Annotated in this window: 10 protein-coding genes and 1 pseudogene; 3 read left to right on the top strand and 8 right to left on the bottom strand. The window is 73.4% G+C overall.

The genetic code is table 11. The features are described from left to right. Positions 1–503: 503 nt before the first annotated feature. The gene (locus WMF42_RS28440; RefSeq protein WP_437686032.1) at positions 504–1,577 is read left to right on the top strand and encodes a fatty acid desaturase; all 1,074 of its coding nucleotides are present in this window, start codon (positions 504–506) and stop codon (positions 1,575–1,577) included. A gap of 200 nt (positions 1,578–1,777) precedes the next feature. Here WMF42_RS28440 and WMF42_RS28445 read toward each other — a convergent pair whose 3' ends face one another. The 5 genes from WMF42_RS28445 to WMF42_RS28465 form a co-directional block, all read right to left on the bottom strand. Beyond that, positions 1,778–3,403 (bottom strand): hypothetical protein, encoded by a 1,626-nt coding sequence (locus WMF42_RS28445; RefSeq protein WP_437686034.1) that lies wholly within the window; start codon positions 3,401–3,403, stop codon positions 1,778–1,780. 186 nt (positions 3,404–3,589) lie between these two features. Further along, positions 3,590–4,582 (bottom strand): flotillin-like protein FloA, encoded by a 993-nt coding sequence (gene floA, locus WMF42_RS28450; protein WP_061611817.1) that lies wholly within the window; start codon positions 4,580–4,582, stop codon positions 3,590–3,592. A gap of 50 nt (positions 4,583–4,632) precedes the next feature. After that, positions 4,633–5,106 carry an NfeD family protein gene (locus WMF42_RS28455; protein ID WP_081426925.1) on the bottom strand — a complete coding sequence of 158 codons (474 nt, stop codon included), beginning with the start codon at positions 5,104–5,106 and terminating at the stop codon, positions 4,633–4,635. Continuing rightward, positions 5,103–6,623 carry an NfeD family protein gene (locus WMF42_RS28460; RefSeq protein ID WP_437686037.1) on the bottom strand — a complete coding sequence of 507 codons (1,521 nt, stop codon included), beginning with the start codon at positions 6,621–6,623 and terminating at the stop codon, positions 5,103–5,105. Before WMF42_RS28460 ends, WMF42_RS28455 begins: the two co-directional genes overlap by 4 nt. 142 nt (positions 6,624–6,765) lie before the next feature. Next, the gene (locus WMF42_RS28465; RefSeq protein ID WP_437686039.1) at positions 6,766–7,470 is read right to left on the bottom strand and encodes an alpha/beta fold hydrolase; all 705 of its coding nucleotides are present in this window, start codon (positions 7,468–7,470) and stop codon (positions 6,766–6,768) included. A 433-nt stretch (positions 7,471–7,903) separates the two neighbouring features. On the opposite strand from WMF42_RS28465, the gene WMF42_RS28470 reads away from it, so the two are divergent. After that, complete coding sequence (locus WMF42_RS28470) at positions 7,904–9,997, top strand: hypothetical protein (RefSeq protein ID WP_437686041.1); 2,094 nt, start codon at positions 7,904–7,906, stop codon at positions 9,995–9,997. A gap of 327 nt (positions 9,998–10,324) precedes the next feature. After that, positions 10,325–12,493 (top strand): annotated as a pseudogene (locus WMF42_RS28475) (thrombospondin type 3 repeat-containing protein); the annotation flags it as partial. Between the two features lie 238 nt (positions 12,494–12,731). Here the strand turns inward: WMF42_RS28475 and WMF42_RS28480 are convergent. The 3 genes from WMF42_RS28480 to WMF42_RS28490 all read right to left on the bottom strand — a co-directional run bounded on the left by WMF42_RS28480 (position 12,732) and on the right by WMF42_RS28490 (position 15,580). Next, on the bottom strand, positions 12,732–13,343 hold the full coding sequence (locus tag WMF42_RS28480) for a cytochrome c-type biogenesis protein (protein WP_233562002.1): 612 nt from the start codon (positions 13,341–13,343) through the stop codon (positions 12,732–12,734). 113 nt (positions 13,344–13,456) lie between these two features. Next, a complete protein-coding gene (locus tag WMF42_RS28485; protein ID WP_434041751.1) occupies positions 13,457–14,500 on the bottom strand; it encodes an NAD-dependent epimerase/dehydratase family protein in 1,044 nt (347 codons plus the stop codon). A 42-nt stretch (positions 14,501–14,542) separates the two neighbouring features. Next, positions 14,543–15,580, bottom strand: coding sequence for a deoxyhypusine synthase family protein (locus WMF42_RS28490; RefSeq protein ID WP_061610221.1), 1,038 nt, complete (start codon positions 15,578–15,580; stop codon positions 14,543–14,545). Between the last annotated feature and the right edge of the window lie 37 nt (positions 15,581–15,617).

Here is a 15,617-nt window from a genome sequence, read left to right on the forward strand (position 1 = left end):
CTCCCAGCGCCACGCCCCTCGGAACGGCCCTTCGCAGGAGGCGATGCGGCCTCGGGGGCGGAGGCGGAGGGCGGAAACGGGCGCAGAATCCAGCGTGGAAACGGACCCGGAAGCCAGGGAGAAGCGGCAGCGGCGGCAGCGTGACTGACGAGCCTGCTCCTGGAATCCAGCTAACCAGACGCCCAACGCGTTGCTCCGAAAGTCTCGTTGTGCTCCTGTTGCGAGGCTGCTAGATTGGATTCGTGCTCGTCTGCGAGCAACTCCCGCCTTCTCTCGCAGTGGAACCGCCCACGGCGCTCCCCTGATCAATCGAGGCATTCGAGGGAATGGCCGAGGAGGACCTCGCGCTGGAGATCGCTGGCCGCTGACCACCTCTCGGTGCGATCCCAGAGCGCGGTCCCGAGGTGGTCGAACGTTCGCTTGCGCTTGCACCGGATCCGGCGTGCATCGCCCGCTGTAGCAAATTTGAGGAACCGAAGCTTCCCCCGGGAGTTTTGAACGCCATGAACAACGACGAGAATCGACTCAGTCGTCCATCGGGGCAACCGGCGGCCTGGAACGTCACCATGAACAACGACGAGAATCGCTGCAGCCGCCCCTCGGGGCGGCCGTCGGGGCGACCGTCGGGACGGCCATCAGGGCGGCCGGCGCTCTGGAGCGTCCTGCCGCTGGCCAGCGGGTTGCTGCAGACCCGACCGATCGAGTGGCCGACGCTGGTGCTCTTCGCGGGGTCGTACGCGCTCTGGGCGGCGGCCGTCGTCGCGGGCGTCGCGGGCTCGGTGTCGCCGGCGCCGGCGGTGCTCGCCGCGGCGGTGGCGGCCTATGCGGCCTTCACGCCGATGCACGAGGCCTCGCACCGGTCGCTGGCGCGCTCGGCGCTGCTGAACGGCGTGGTCGGTCGGCTGTCGGGGCTGCTGCTCATGGCGCCGTTCCCGGCCGTCCGTCACTTCCACATGGAGCATCACAAGCACACGAACGAGGCGGATCGGGACCCCGACCACTGGAGCGGTCGCGGCCCGTGGTACCTCCTCCCGTTCCGGTGGGCGACACAGGACCTCCACTATTACTATTTATTTTTGCGCTCCTACCGCGCGCAGCGGCGCGGCGAGCGGATCGAGACGGTCGCGACGCTCGCGGCCATGCTCGCGCTCGTCGCGCTGGCCTTCGGTCTCGGGGTCGGTGAGCTCGCGGTCCTCTACTGGATCGTGCCGGCGCGGGTGGCGATCTTCTTCCTCGCGTTCGCGTTCGACTACCTGCCTCATTACCCGCACGGGATCACGGCCGCGCAGAACCGGTATCGCGCGACGCGCGCGATCGACAGCGCGCTGCTCAACGTGCTGCTCTTCGGGCAGACCTATCATCTGATCCACCACCTCTACCCGGCCGTGCCGTTCTTCCGGTACCGGACCGTGTGGAAGCACCAGCGCGAGGAGCTCCTCAAGCTCCAGTCGGACAGCCTCCCCCCGCCGCGCGCGCCCTTGCCCCTGCTCGCGGCAGGCAGCCTCGCCGCGCCGCGCGCGCCGACGGTCCACACCATCCCTCCGGTGGCGCCGGCCGCCGAGCTCGACGCCCTCTGATCCGAGCAGCGCTGGCAGGCCCGCCGCCGCCCGGTGCTCGACCGCGTCCGCCGCTGCGATTCCGATAAAAAATACCGCCATTACGCCAGGCACGCCGAGAGAATCGGAGAGCGCTTTCCCTCCCTCTCTGGCGTCCTGGCTCGTTCTCGTGGACGCCCGCGGCGCCCTGGCGACTCAACCATTCTCGTCCGAGCGCCGCTTTACAGCCGCGCGCGGCGGCGGCCGCGGAGCGCTCTCGGCGGCAGCAGGATCTCCCGGAGGAGAAGCGCTTCGGTCACGGCGCGGCGGTCCAGCGCGACGCCGGACGCGCCCCGGGCCGGCGCGTACGCGTCGGGGCGCCGCTCGCCCGTGCCGAGCGCCGGGATCGCCGCGCGCGCCCTGGTCAGGATCGCGAGCGCCTGCTCGGGCGCCCGGTGCGCCGCCAGCACCGCGCCCGCGAGGAGCGCCCGCGCGTCGCGGACCGCGGGCACCCGGCCGGCGAGCAGCGCGTCGCGCGCGCGCAGCGCCTCCTGGTGCTCGTGCGGGCCGTAGTCGAGGCCGCTGATGTCCTGCAGGCCGAAGCCCGACAGGGCCAGCAGCGGTCCGGCATAGAGGCGCTCCACGATCGACGCGGCCATCTCGGCGCACGGCCGCAACGGGACCGGGATCCACGCGCCCCTCACCGGCCAGATCAGGTGATCGAGGCTCACCTCGGCGTGGCGGCGCGCCCACGCCTCGCTCAGCGCGCGCGCGCTCTCGCCGAGCCCGGCGCGCTCGAGGACCATGCACCCGATGAGCACGCGCAGGTGCGGCGGCGGGTGCTCGTCGTAGCGCGCGCCGGTCACGTCGCTGTGGACGGCGAGCGACGCGTACGGCTCGCCCTCCTGGAAGAACAGCTCGCTCATCGTGATCACGTAGGCGGGGCCGAACATGAGCGTGCCGAAGACGTCGCAGAAGATCTCCTCGAACCACGCGCCGAACACCCGCCGGAGCTCAGCGCTCGCGATGCCGTGGTCGTCCAGCGCGGGCGAGCGCGCCCGCGCGCCCGCGTCGGGCAGGCCGAGCTCGCGGCGCAGCGCGGGCTCGAGGCCGTCGATCGAGGCCAGGACATCGTGGCCGATCTCGTGCGCGAGCGCCGGCCAGCGCAGCGGCGTGGCGAAGAAGTCCGCGGGCAGGAAGATGGGCGCGATCGACGTCGGGATGAAGCCCGTCCAGATGGCGAGCTCGAAGGGCGTGAGCTGCGTCGCCGGGAATCCGCTCCGGAGCGGCAGCCCCTCCGCCCGCGCGAACGCGATCACCGGGGCGTAGCAGGCGTCCGCGAGGGCGTCCGCGTCGCCGAGCTCCGCCAGGAGCGACGGATCGCGGCGCTGCCGCGCGAGCACCGCGATCTCGCCCAGCACGAGCTCGATGTCGTCCGCCGCGGCCTCCACCACGCGCGCCGGGGCGCCCGCCGCGGCGGCCAGGCGCGCGCGCGCGATCTCCTCCGGCACGTACCGGGTGAGCGCGTCCGCGAAGCGCCGGTTCGGCCGCTCGTGGCGCACCGACTCGCCGAGCGCGGCGGCGCTCCGGTCGAGCTCGCCGAGCCGCAGGAGCGCCGCCCGCTGCCGGACCTCGTCGGGGGCGCGCGCGGCGCCGAAGGGCACCACCGCCCGCGGCGCCCGGCTGCGCGGCGCGATCTCGGCGGCCGGCGCGGCCTCCTCGGGCGGCGCGCCGCGCTGCGCCTCGCCCGCGTGCTCGGGCGGCGCAGCGCCGCGCGCGTCGCCCCGGCCCGCGAGCTTGATCGCGAGCTGGACGATCAGCCAGGCCGCCGCGAGGGCGTAGCCGAGGAAGTCCCCGAGCTCATCCATGGCGCGCTTCCAGCGTCCTGCGAGCGCGGGTCGCCCGCCGCGGGGCCCGCGGCGGGCGCAAGCGACGGTAGAGGCGACAGCGCCCGCGGCGGGCCGAGCACCTCGGCCAGCACGAAGCGCCGCGCGAGCCCCTCGCGGCGGACGAGCCACGCCCAGCGCGGGCCCGCGACGTCCCGCGGCGGCACCTCACGACTCCCCGACGGGGTCGGGCTTGCCCCCCGTGGTGCCGGCGATGCCCTGGCGCATCTCGGTGTCGGCGATGACGTTGCGCATGTTGTAGTAGTCCATCACGCCGAGCTTGCCCGTGCGGAGCGCCTCGGCCATCGCGAGCGGGATCATCGCCTCCGCCTCGACGAGCTTCGCCCGCATCTCCTGCGTCTTCGCCTTCATCTCCTGCTCCTGCGCGACAGCCAGCGCCCGGCGCGACTCCGCCTTGGCCTGCGCCACCTGCTTGTCCGCCTCGGCCTGCTCCGTCTGGAGCTTCGCGCCGATGTTGGAGCCCACGTCGACGTCGGCGATGTCGATCGAGAGGATCTCGAACGCCGTCCCGGCGTCGAGGCCCTTCTTGAGCACGTTCTTCGAGATGGTGTCGGGGTTCTCGAGGACGTGCTTGTAGTCGTCGGCCGAGCCGATGGTCGAGACCACGCCCTCGCCGACGCGCGCGAGCACCGTCTGCTCGCCCGCGCCGCCGACCAGGCGATCGATGTTGGCGCGCACCGTCACGCGCGCGATCGCGAGGAGCTGGATGCCGTCCTTGGCCACCGCCGAGACCTTCGGGGTCTCGATGACCCGCGGGTTCACCGACATCGCCACCGCCTCGAGCACGTTGCGGCCGGCGAGGTCGATCGCGGCAGCGCGCGAGAAGTCGAGCTCTATCCCCGCCTTGCCCGCCGAGATGAGCGCGTTGACGACCGCCTCCACCCGCCCGCGGGCCAGGTAGTGCGCCTCGAGCATGTCGACCGACACCCCCTCGAGGCCGGCCTTCACGGCGCTGATCCGCGCGTTGACGATCTGCTCGGGCGGCACCCGGCGCAGGCGCATCGCGATGAGCGTGAGCATCGAGACCCCGGCGCCCGACGCCTGCGCGGCGATCCACAGCCCGACCGGCACCAGGTACAGCGTCGCGACGATGGCGACGAGCACGAGCCCGCCGAGCACGATGACCGAGACGATCTCCATATCCACGCTTCACCCGTCCTGTCCGTGAAAGGCCGCCCCTCGCGCGCGCACTACGACGTGCGCGGCTCGACGACGACCCGGTTCCCCTCCACGCTCGCGACGCGCACCGGCGTGCCCGCCTCGACGTAGAGGCCGTCGGTCACGACATCGACCGCGCGATCCTCGATCTCGACGGTGCCGGCAGGGCGCAGCGGCGTGAGCGCCCTGCCCTCCTTGCCGACCAGCGCGGCGAGCCGCGCGTCCGGGCCGCGCCCGCCCTGCTGGGTCTCGAGCAGCACCATCCTGCGGCCCACCCCGGTCCTCGGGACGGCCCAGAGCAGCATCCCCGTCGCGCAGACGCCCGCGCCGAGCGCGAGCAGGCCATAGCCGGTCCCGAGGGTCACCCACGCGAGCACGACCGCCCCGAGCGCCGCCGCGCCGCCGAGGAGCCCGACCAGGCCGACGCCCGGCAGGACGAGCACCTCGATGGCGAGCAGCACGAGGCCCACCACGAGCAAGGCGACGACGAGCAGCGCCGGCGTCACGCTCCGGCCTCCTCGCGCGCGCCGTCCGCGATCGCCCGCACGACGAGCCGACCCCCCTCCGCGCGGATGACGCGGACGCGGGCGCCCGCCTCGACATAACCGAGCTCCGAGAGCGCCTCGACGCGCCGGCCGTCGAGCGAGACCTTGCCCGAGGGGCGCAGATCGGTGTCGGCGGTGCCGACCCGGCCCACGGCCGACGCGAGCGGCGGCGCGCCCCCGGAAGGCCCCGCGGTGGCGACCGCGCGGATCGCCGTGTCGAGGACGAGCCGCCGCCCGAACCGCGTCCTCGGCGCGACGCGGGCGGCGAGCGCGGCGAGCGCCGCCGTCGCCGCGAGGGAGACGCTCGCCGTGGCCAGCGCGCGCGGCAGCCAGCCGGCGTGCCAGGCGACGTCGACCGGCACGCGCTCGAGATCGAGGAGCGCGAGGAGGAGGGAGATCGCCACGCACGCCGCGCCCACGACGCCGGGCACGACGTGCCCCGGGGCGAGGATCTCCACCGCGATGAGGATCGCGCCGGCGACGAAGAGCGCGATCTCCTCCCAGCCGGCGAGCTTCACGACGTGGTGCCCGAAGAAGAACAGCGCGAGGCACGAGAGCCCGACGGCGAGCGAGACGCCGTGTCCCGGCGCGTAGAGCTCGAGGAGGATGCCGAGCATCCCGAGGGTCATGAGGATCCCGGAGAGCGTCGGATCGGAGAGGAAGCGCGCGAGCACCTCGGCGAAGCTGGGGCGCGGGCGCGCGATCTCGCCGGGCGACGGGCGGCCCAGGGCGCCGAAGAGCTCCGCCTCGCTGCCGGCCTGCAGCTCGGCGATGCCCCACGCGAGCGCCTGCGCGCCGTCGAGCGTGAGCAGCTTCCCCTTCTCGTCGAGCCCGGGCACCTCCGCGTCGGCGTCGACCATGGCCTCGGCAATGTCGCCGCGGCGCCCCTTCGCCTCCGCTGTCGCGCGCATCTCCTTGCGCATGTACGACACGACCTTCTCGGCGACGGGCTTCATCTCGCCGCCCTCGCCGATCTGCACGGGCGTCGCCGCCCCGAGCGTCGCGCCCGGGGCCACCGCGATGACGTCGCAGGCGAACGAGATGAGCGCGCCGGCCGAGATCGCGCGCGGGTTGACCCAGCACACCGTGCGGGCTCGGGCCCGGAGCAGCGCGTCCCGGACGGCGAGCGCGGCGTCGATGCGCCCGCCGAGCGTGCTGATGTCGAGCACGAGGAGGTCGCCCTCCCCCTGGCCGGCGACGACGCGCTCCAGGAAGGGCGAGAGGCCGAGATCGATCGCGCCGTCGATCGCGACAACGGTGACCTTCCCCGCGCCGGGGATCGGCGGGAGCGGCCGCGGCCCCGGCGGCGCGGGGGGACCGGCCGCGGCCGCCCCGCCGGCGTCGCGCGCGGCCGGCGCGGGCGCCGCCTCGCCGCGCGCGGGGCGGCACAGCGCCATCGTCGCGAGCAACGCGAGGAGCGGGATCGCGCGCCGCGCCCGCCTCGCTGCCTGTTCCACCAGGCGCCACCGACCGGTCAATCCCCACTCCCTCTCACGGCGGCGCGCGCCGCGCCGCGCTGCCGAGGTTCACGTCGAAGACCCCGCCGCGAGGCTAGCGCACGCCGGCGCGCCCCGATACCCCCCTCCGAGCGTGGCGCGCCCGGTCAGCGCCCGCCCACGCTCAACCGCCGCGCTCCATGAAGCGCGCCACCGCGTCCGCGAACTCCGCGGGTCGCTCCACGATCCAGTCGTGGCTCCCCTTCGAGGAGACCACGAGGGTCGCGCCGGGGATCAGGCGCTGGAGCGCGAGGGCCGAGCCGAGCGGCACCGTGAAGTCGCGCGCGCCCCACGCGAGCAGCGCCCTCACGCGCAGGCGCGCGGCGTAGCCGCTCAGATCCGCCTCCGCGGCGAGCCGCACGAAGCGCAGCGCGCTGCGCGTGTGGACGAGCAGGTTGTAGAGGAACGCGGGCACCACGCGCACGGCGAACCTAGGCTCGATCCGCATGTCGGCCATGCGCCCGAGGACGAGCGCCAGCAGCGAGCGCGGCGGGTTGACGCCGACGGAATCGACAAGCACGAGCCCCGACAGCCGCTCGGGGTACAGGGCGCCGGCCACCAGCGCCGCCGCGCCGGACATCGAGTGGCCGATCAGCGTGACCCCCTCGAGCTGCAACGCCTGAAGCGCCTCGGCGATGCAGCGCGCGTACTGCTCCAGGGTCCACGGCGCGCGGAGCCGCCCGCCGCGGCCCGAGCCGGGCAGCTCGATGACAATCACCCGGGCGCGCCGCCGCAGCGCCTCGACCGTCGGTCCGTAGCTCACGCCGCTGATCAGCATGCTGGGCAGGAGCACCGCCGGCCTCCCGCTGCCCGTCTCGGTCACAAACACGACCCCGCCGCCGGCCCGGATCTCCCGCCCGCGGCTTTCCTCCCGCGCCCCTCGCCGTCTCGCAGGGCGCTCGGGCGTGGGCAAGATCTTCTCTCGGCACGCCCGCCGCGGCACAGGCAACCTCGTGGCGCCAGGCCAGCTTTCAGCGCAGGCTCCGATCATTCCACGTCGTCGAGGGCGCTTTCGCATGAGCGGCAAGCCGATGCCGGGCGTGTGCCAGCGCGGCGCGACGCGATGATACGGAGCGCGGCGCGCGGGCCGCGGCGCCGCACGAAACCCTGGAAGGCTGTTGAGCGCGTCCTGCGCCGCGCTAAGCTCCGCGCATAGCAGCAGACTTCAGGCTCATCGGGAGCCAGCAGGCGTGTCGCCAAGGCCCGACAGCCCGGCGCCGCCTGCCCGGACAACCAGCTCTTCTGGAATGAACAGAGGCGAAATGTCGAGGTTCCGCTCCACGTCCGGAGATCGGAAGACAGCTGAGCTCAACGTCTCGGCGCTCTCGATCTCCGCTGCGCTGTCCGTCCTCTCGCAAGGTGCATGGGGGACGGACGCGCCGCCGGCCGCCGAGGTCCAGTGGGCTTATGCGCTGATCGCCGCGCTCGGGTATCTGCCAGCCCCGATCGAGATCGCCGCCGCCACGCTGCGGCGGACGGGGATGTCGGCCGAAGCGTACGTGCGAAAAAATGCGATGTACCTGGATCCGGAAGGCGCCGATGACGAGGTCCTGGGCGTTGTCTTCGGCGACGCGCTGGAGTCGCTGGGCGAGGAAGCGCGCGGCATTGTGCACGCGCTCGCCGCGCTGCCGGCGGCGGGCGCGCCGCTCGAGGTGGTCGCCGCGGCGGCGGGGAGGCCCGCGCCCTCGGCGGCGCGGCCGCTGCAGCTCCTCGTGCACGGCCGGCTCGTGTCGTTCGAGCAGCGCTCCCAGACGTACCGGCTCACGGCGCCGCTGCGCGAGGTGGCCCGCAAGGACGTGGCCGACGGCGGCGCGGGGCGCTGGGACGCCCTGCACCGCGGCGCGGCGGGCGCGATGCAGGCGCTCCTCTTCTGGACGGCCGCGGTCGAGGGGCGGCCGGAGGCGGCGATGCGCCGGCGCGTCGCCGGCGATCTCCTGGCGGCCCTCGACACGGCGCCGTTCCGGGACGGCGGGCGGGGCGGCGAGGTGCTGGCGCGGGTGCTCGTCGACGCCTGCACGGTGCTCGATCTCGGGCTGCCGGCCGAGGTCCAGCACCGCCTGCTCGACGACGCGGCGCGCCTGGCCGGAGACGCGCTGCCCGACCTGCGCGCGCGCGCGCTGGCGGCGCTCGAGGGCACACGCCGCGCGGAGCTCGCGAGCAAGCGGCGGGGCACCTTCGGGACGCTCCGGGCCACGCCTGCCGCCCGCGATCGCGGTCGGCCGGGCCACCGCGACGTCCTGCGCAAGGCCGTGCGCGCGAGCGCGCAGCGCGCGGCGTCGCGGAGCACGCCGCTGCCCGAGGACGATCGCGTCCGCGGCGCGAAGGAGCTGCTCGCGCGCGGCGGCCTGCGCCTGCGGGAGGGCGCGCTCGAGGCCGCCGCGGCGGACTACGGCGAGGCGCTCGCCGCGTTCGAGGCGGCCGGCGAGGCGCGGGGCGAGGCGACAGCGCTCCTGCTCCGCGGCGACCTGCAGAGACGGCAGGGGGATCTCGCGGCCGCCGCGCGCGACCACGAGCGGGCGCTGCCGCTCTTCAGGGCAGCGGCCGACCGGACGGGAGAGGCGATGGGGCTGCTCGCGCGCGGCAACCTCCGGCTCGACCAGGGGGACGCCCAGGGGGCGGCGAGCGACTACGGCTGCGCGCTCCTGCTGCTCAGGACATGCCGCGACCGGCTCGGCGAGGCCAACGTGCTGAAGGCCCGCGGCGATCTCTGCTTCCGGGAGGACGACCTCGCGGGCGCGGCGCGCGACTATGACCGGGCGCTCTACATCCTCGAGGGCGTGGAGGAGCGCGTCCTCAGCCAGCTCCGGTCGCCGCCGAGCGGCGCCGAGGAGCGCCGCGGGGCGGTCACCCGCGCCGCGCGCGAGGTCGTCCCGCAGCCCGAGCTCCTCGGGGCGCTCGGGTACGAGCAGACGCACGCGCGCACGTGGCAGGCGCGCGGCGACCTGCGCCTGCGAGAGGGGCAGACGGCGCTCGCGGCGCGGGACTACGGCAATGCGATCCTCCTGTACCGGGAGAGCGCCGACCGCCGCGGCGAGGCCGCCGCGCTCAAGGCCCGCGGCGACCTGCGCCGCCAGCGGGGCGCGCTCCCGGGCGCGCAGCGCGACTACGAGGATGCGCTTCGGCTCCTCGAGGCGCTCGGGGACCGCGCGGGTCAGGCCGCCGTGCTCGAGGCGCGCGCCGACCTGCGCTGTGAGCGCGGCGACACCGCCGGCGCGGCGCTGGACTACACGAGGGCGCACGCCCTGCTGGACGGGGTGGGCGACCTCGCTGGCCAGGCGGGCGCAAAGGGTGTTCTCGCGGGCGTGCCGCACCGTGAGGAGCCGCCCCGCCCCGCCACTGCGGTCGTCTCGCGGTGACGGCGAGGTCGGGCCCGGGGTCCTCCGGGCTGGCCGCGCGCCTCGGCCACGACGTCCTCGCCGCGACGTCGTGGCCTCTCCGCGGCGCGAGGTGACTGAGGGCCAGATTCAGCGCACATCGATGGATGACACACGAGCGCGCCACACGAGCGCTGGCTCTCTTCCTGCTTTGTGACTTCGTTGTTCGCCCGTCCTGCGCTAGGGTTCACTCGTCCGGAACTTTCGCCCCGGCACCGAGGTGGCCACGTGCGACGACGCCGTTCATCGGTCGGTCTCAGCTTCGTCTTGCTCTCGCTCCTGGCCAAGACGGCGCTCGCCCTGCCGACGGTGACCGGCTCTGCGCCGGAGCTCGGCGCGTGGGACGCGCGCGCCGGCGCCCCCCTGCGCGACGACGGGGTGGCCCCGGACGCGGCGGCGCGGGACGGCATCTTCACGGCGATCGTCTCGTTCGCGGCGCGGGGAGCGGTCGAGTACAAGATCTCGCGCAACGGCGTCGACCTCCGCGACGGCGGCGCGGGTACGGCCACCGGCGACAACCTGCGTTTCACGCTGGCCGGCGGGTCGGCGCCCCACGATGTCACCTTTTATTACGACACACGCGACCTGACCGCACAGGGGTTCTTGCCGGCGACCGAATCGACCTCCGACTCGCGCAGCGCCGCGATGAACGCGGAGGGCGCCCCCCAGGTGTGGGTCGCGGTCGGAGACTGGCAGAGCGCCGTCGGCGACGCCAACTGGAGCTCGACCTCGACGATCACGGTCGCGCGCGACGACGGTCGCCTCGGCGATCGCGTCGCGGGCGATCATGTCCATACGTACCGCTTCGTGGCCCCGAAGCCGCTCCCCGGCGCGCTCTTCAAGTTCGCGGCGCAGGGCGCCCCGAGCACGAAGCTCGGGGCGAACGGCTGGAGCTACGCCCCGCAGGACGCCTCGAGCGGGGCGTTCAGCGCCGCGGCGGGGCAGGTCGTCACGCTGGAGCTCGACGCGCTCCACGGCCGGATGCGCGCGCGGGTGTCGAGCCCCGCGAAGCTGCTCCTGACGGAGCTCCGCGTCCACCCGACGGCAGCGGAGTTCGTGGAGATCTACAACCCGGGCCGCGCCCCGGTCGACCTGTCCGATGTCTATCTCGCCGACTACCGATACTATTACGAGATCGTCGCAGAGAGCCCCTCGCTCCCGAACACGAATGATTTCCTGGTGCGCTTCCCGGACGGGGCCAGGATCGGCCCGGGCGAGGTCCAGACTGTGTCGCTCGGGGGCGCGGAGTGCTTTCGCATGGGGTGCGGGGAGACGAGGGCGTTCACGGGCTGGGGCTCGCACCCTACCTATGAGATCTACAGCGCAGGCACCTTCGGTCAGGGGGAGAGCAGGTCGGCCGCCTCGGTGCCCGACATGCGGGAGCCGCTCGCTGGCTCGGTGGGCGCGACGCGCGGGCTGACGAACGACCATGAGTGTCTCATCCTGTTTGCCTGGGACGGCGTGAGCGATCTCGTGAAGGACATCGATTACGTATTTTATGGCGCGACGGGGCCGAATGTCCCTGTCGACAAGACGGGTGAATCGATCGACGGGCCGGACGCGGGGACCGCGCGGAGCGCCTACCTGGCCGACGCGGCGGATGACGTCGCGCTGCACGCGCCGCTGTCCGCCGACGGCGGGAGCTGCCGGCTGGACCTCACCGAGGGCGCCCAGCCGGCGAGCGGGGGAAACGGGGTGACGGGCGCGGTCGAGACCGGAGAGCCCTTGTCGTCGACCTGGGCCGCGTGCGCCGCGCCGACGCCCGGCGCCGTCGACGGCGACGGCGACGGCGTTGTCGTGGGCGACAACTGCCCTCGCACGCAGAACCCCGATCAGGCGGACTCCGACGCGAACGGCGTCGGCGACGCGTGCGATATCGACGACGACGGGGACGGCGTCCACAACGACGCGGACAACTGCCCGCGAGCGGCCAATCCGGGTCAGGGGGACTCGGACGAGGACGGGCTCGGCGACGCCTGCGACGAGGATGTCGTCGACTCCGACGGCGACGGCGTGATCGACGGCGTGGATAGCTGTCCTGCCGTCCCGAACCCGGATCAGACCGACACCGACGCCGACGGCGTGGGGGATGACTGCGACAACTGCAAGGCCACGGCGAACCCTGCCCAGGCCGACGCGGATGGAGACGGCGTGGGGGACGACTGCGACGCGGACGACGACAACGACTTCGTGGGCGACCTGGATGACCACTGCCCGACGGAGGCCGGGCCGTTCGCGCACGGGGGTTGTCCAGGCGGTGAAGGCGGCGGCGGTGCGACGGGGTCGAGCGTGGCCTCGTCGAGCGCGACGGCGTCGGGCACGGCGGGCTCATCGGGCGGGGCACGGCCCTCGTGGGGCAGCGCCGGCGGGTTCCCCGGCGGGGACGGCGGCTGTGACTGCCGCGTCGCGGGCAGCCCTCCGCCGTCCGGCGCGCCGGCGACGTGGCTCGCGCTCCTCGGCGGCGCGCTGCTTGTCGCGCGCGGCCGACGTCCGCCGCGGCGACATGGTGATCGTGACGGACATCGACCGCCTCGGCCGCGACGTGCTCTTCATCGTGACGAACGTCCGGCAGATCATGCGCCAGGGCGCCGGCGCGCTCCTCGGTGATCCGGGGCCAGCGAGGCTCGACGCCGCCCAGGTCAAGCGAGATGTCGGGGTGCGAGCCGGACGAGCGGATCGACCCGGCCGCGGCACCGGCGCCCGACGACGTCTACGCTCATGCCTCGCGCTCCCGCAGCTCGTCGTCCAGGCGCTCGTCGTACGCGTCGCGAGCGGCCGCCGCGACGGCGACGCTGGACGAGGCGGGCTGCGCGGCGCTGCGCCGCCACGATCGCAGCAAGACGAGCACCCCGAGGAAGGACACCGCGATACCCAGCATCAGGCCCAGCGCGACCTTGCCGAGGACGCCCGACGAGGGCGCCGCGCGGATGCGCTCCCCATAACGCCCGACGAGGTCCTGCTCGATGGCGTCGGCGGACTCTCCCCGACGGAGACGGGCGCGGATCTCGCGACGAAGATCGCGCGTCACCTCCGATTCGTGGACATCGAGCGTCTGATCCCAGCAACAAGGCGCGAGCAGACGCGCCGCGAGCCCCTTCTCGCCGGGCGCCGGGGCCGAGTCGACGAGCTCGGCCGCGGGCTGGCCGGGCGTCGCGGGCTCGGCCCTGCCGCTGAGCGCCACGCCCGCGACGGCGACGGCCAGCGCCGCCGCGCGGCGCCAGCGCGGGCTCCGCAGGGGCCGGAGGCGCAGAGGCGAGCTCACCTCGCGCGCGCCATGAGGGGAACGGACCGTGGCATTCGCGGCGCCGCCGAGCTCTCGCTGGATCATGGCGCAACAGGCTAGCGTCACCGGCTCGCCAGGGCCCTGCGACACGATGTCGCGCGGGTCGCTTCGCGCCCCTGTGCGCCGCTCATCGCTGCAGGCACTCGGCGCCGCGCCGGTCAGAAGAACGCCTTCAGCAGGCCGATCGCGCCCTGCTTCCAGGGCACGCGATGGGTCACGCCCGAGCGGCTCTCGAACTCGCTCCGGTGCGCCTGGTACCACTCGAGGTTGCGCACCAGCGCGTCCTTGTTCGAGTACCTCGGCGTGAACCCGAGCACCCGCTCGGCCTTCTCGATCGACACGAACGAGTCCTTCGACGCCGTCTCGTAGACCCACTTGTAGAGCGGCGACACGCCCATCGCCTCCAGCGCGCGCAGGCCGAGCACCGCCGGCGCCGCCGGGAAGGGCACGATCTTCTTGCCCTTGCCCACCGCGTCGAGCACCGCCTGGTAGTCCTCTCCCATGGTGGTGAAGTCCTTCGCGCCGATGTTGAAGGTGTCGTTGACGACCGACGCCTCCTTCGTCAGGCACAGGTAGATCGCCTCGCAGAGGTCGGCCACGTCGAGGAGCTGATAGCGGTTCTTGCCGTCGCCGATCATGGGGAAGCCCTTGCCGTCGAGCGCCCAGTCGTAGAGCAGGGCGAAGACCCCGAGCCGCTCAGGACCGATGAAGGACTTGGGCCGGATGATGGGCACGACGAGCCCCCGGCCGCGCTCTTCCAGGCACACGAGCTCGGCCTGGATCTTGGCTTGCCCGTACGGGCCCACGCCGTCGAGCCGGTCGTCCTCGCTGAGCGGGTGGTGGTCGGGGATGCCGTACACGGCCGTGGAGGAGATGTGCACGGCGCGCTCGACGCCGTGGCGGCGCGCGGCGCTCATGATCACGCGCGTGCCGATCACGTCGGTCGTGTAGATCTCCTCCGGCGTGTACAGGGGCAGCGCCGCCGCCGTGTGCACGACGAAGTCCTGCCCCTTCATGGCCGCGTCGACGACCGCTGCGTCGCGGATGTCGCCGCGCACCTCATGGATGCTTGACCGCTCGGGGTAGTCGAAGTCCAGGAGATCGAGCGACGTGACCTCATAGCCGCGCTCGAGCAGGTGCCGCACCAGATTGATCCCGAGGAAGCCCGCGCCGCCCGTGATCAGGACCTTCTTCTTGCTCATCGTCTTGCAACCTCGCTTCAGGGTAAGGAGAGCCGCCGACGCTCACGCGCCGCGCGACTCGATGATGGCCCGAGCCTCGGCCGGGTGGCTCTTGCACTCGAGCAGCGCTCCGAGCAGGAGCGGCGCCACGATGGTGGCGTCCGACTCGATCACGAACATGGGTGTGTCCGCGGTCAGCTTGTCCCACGTGATCTTCTCGTTCGGCGTGGCGCCGGAGTACGAGCCGTAGGACGTCGTCGAGTCGGAGATCTGGCAGAAGTAGGCCCAGGGCCGGGCCGGCTCGCCGAGATCGTATTTGAGCGACGGCACCACGCAGATGGGGAAGTCCCCCGCGATGCCCCCGCCGATCTGGAAGAACCCCACGCCCGCGCCTGCGCTGAGCGCGCGGTACTGATCGTAGAGCTCGGCCATGTACTCGATACCCGACTTCACGCTGCTCGCGCTGCACTCGCCCCGCTTCACGTAGGAAGCGAAGATGTTGCCGAAGGTCGAGTCCTCGTGCCCCGGGACCACCAGCGGCAGCCCGGCCTCCGCGGCGGCGAGCAACCAGCACTCCTCGGGCGGTCCGCGGTGGAGCGCGGGCTCGACCGCCCGGACCAGCTCGTAGAAGTACTCGTGCCAGAAGCGCCGCTCGCCGCGCGCCGTCGCCCGCTCCCACATCGGGACGATGTGCTTCTCCACCGCGCGGAAAGCCTCGTCCTCGGGGATGCTTGTGTCGGTCACGCGCCGCATCCGGTTTTCGAGGATCCGCGTGTCGTCCTGCTTGTTGAAATAGCGGTAGTCGGGGAAGTCGCGGTAACCGTCATGCGCGACGAGGCGGAACAGCGACTCCTCCAGGTTGGCGCCTGTCACCGACATGCCATGGATGAGCCCGGCGCGGATGGCGGGCGCCAGCGTGATGCCGAGCTGGGCCGAAGACATCGCCCCGGCCACGGCCCAGAACATCTTCCCCCCGCGCTCGATGTGCTCCCAGTAGGCGAGGAGCGCGTCGCGCGTCGCGCGGGCGTTGAAGTTCTTGTAGTTGCGCAGAACGAACGTGAGCAGGGGCAGCGTCGTGGGCGCGCTCTTCGTCCCAGCCATGTTTCACCGAGCCTCGGCGACCTCGAAGGTCGTCCCG

Source organism: Sorangium sp. So ce176, assembly GCF_051519835.1.
In the GTDB taxonomy this organism is placed as follows: Bacteria; Myxococcota_A; Polyangia; order Polyangiales; family Polyangiaceae; genus Sorangium; species Sorangium cellulosum_G.